This window comes from Brevibacillus sp. SKDU10 (genome assembly GCF_001645205.1).
GTDB lineage: Bacteria > Bacillota > Bacilli > Brevibacillales > Brevibacillaceae > Brevibacillus_B > Brevibacillus_B halotolerans.
The window spans coordinates 1-1,251 of record NZ_LSSO01000091.1 but is presented as its reverse complement, the minus strand read 5'-3'; the positions used below and the strand labels follow the sequence as shown (position 1 = coordinate 1,251).

General features: G+C 43.3%; 2 protein-coding genes. One reads left to right on the top strand and one right to left on the bottom strand.

The window, feature by feature from the left end; all coding sequences use genetic code 11:
- The first annotated feature begins 157 nt into the window (after nucleotides 1–157).
- Entirely contained in the window at nucleotides 158–562 is a 405-nt protein-coding gene (gene speD / locus AYJ08_RS05735) for an adenosylmethionine decarboxylase (protein ID WP_003336632.1), read from the top strand.
- 114 nt (nucleotides 563–676) lie between these two features.
- On the opposite strand, the gene AYJ08_RS05730 is transcribed toward speD, so the two are convergent.
- The coding region (locus tag AYJ08_RS05730; RefSeq protein ID WP_064016931.1) for a YhcN/YlaJ family sporulation lipoprotein at nucleotides 677–1,251 on the bottom strand (575 nt) is incomplete at its 5' end.

Genomic DNA, 1,251 nt, shown 5'->3' with positions numbered 1-1,251 from the left:
TCTCAGAACCATGATAATTTAAATCTCGTTGGAAAAACTAGATTAGGAACCAGGATTCACTTCAAAGGGTGGACCAAAGACCCGCCCCCGTTAGTGAATGACGCAGGTCCTAGCGATGTTTCATTATCACACATGCTAGGAAGGGGGAACCGGAAGAATGGAATATTCTACTTTCGGAAGACACGTTGCCATTGACACATGGGGAGTACAATTTGATTTACTAAACGATGCAGATTTCTTGAAAAAACAAATGGTAGAAGCAGCAGAAGCATGCGGTGCGACTGTTCTGAGTGTTCAGTCTAAACAATTTGCACCTCAAGGAGCAACTGTATTGGTTCTTTTATCGGAAAGTCATCTTTCCATCCACACCTACCCAGAGCGCGGATTTGCCGCTTTGGATTGCTACACATGCGGGGAGACAGTGGATCCGCAGGTTGCCATTGATTACATGGTTTCTGTATTAAAACCGGAGAAAGTCTTTGCTAAAAAACTAATTCGTGGTTTAGGTGAATTAGAAGTTGTGGAACCAGAAATGAAGCTTTCTGCAACGACTAACGCATAAGACAACCCATTATCGAACACAAACAAGCAGAGGCGTCTAGCTAGTAGCAGACGTCTCATTTTTATTTACACAAAAACAGGGTAGACGAACAACGTCACCCTGTTTTTGTCTTAATTACCGGAATGGAGCAGTTACGGTACGTCCAAGATCAGTTACAAGCGCGCCAAAATCGCTACCGACATTAGCGAGATTGCCTGTTACGGTGTTTGGTCCACCCATCATATTAGAGTTTGACGAGTTTGAGCGATAGTTGTTATCGATTCCTTTTACACGCGGTACCATCTTGGAGTCGGATGTAACATAAACGCGATGATAAGGGGCTGCTTTCACAACAGTATCGTTTACCTGACGTTCAATGGTATTGCGATTTTTATTATCCTTCAACTCAATACCGACAACAGCTTCATTTCCATAGACAACGGTGGTAGCCGATTGAACACCCTTAACCTTCTTAGCAGATGCTGTAATACGATCAGCAAGCTCACGGTTATAGGCATGATTTGGAGACGAAAGAGAGCGGGACCCATTGTTTGCGAAACCACGCATACGTGTGTCTGCAGATTGGTAAAACCCAGTATACGGATAAGTTGCTCTACCGAATCCATTAAAGCCATAGTTGTTGACACCATAATTGTTAGTACCAAAACCATTCGTGCCATAACCATTGTAATTACCAGTACCTAACGTTC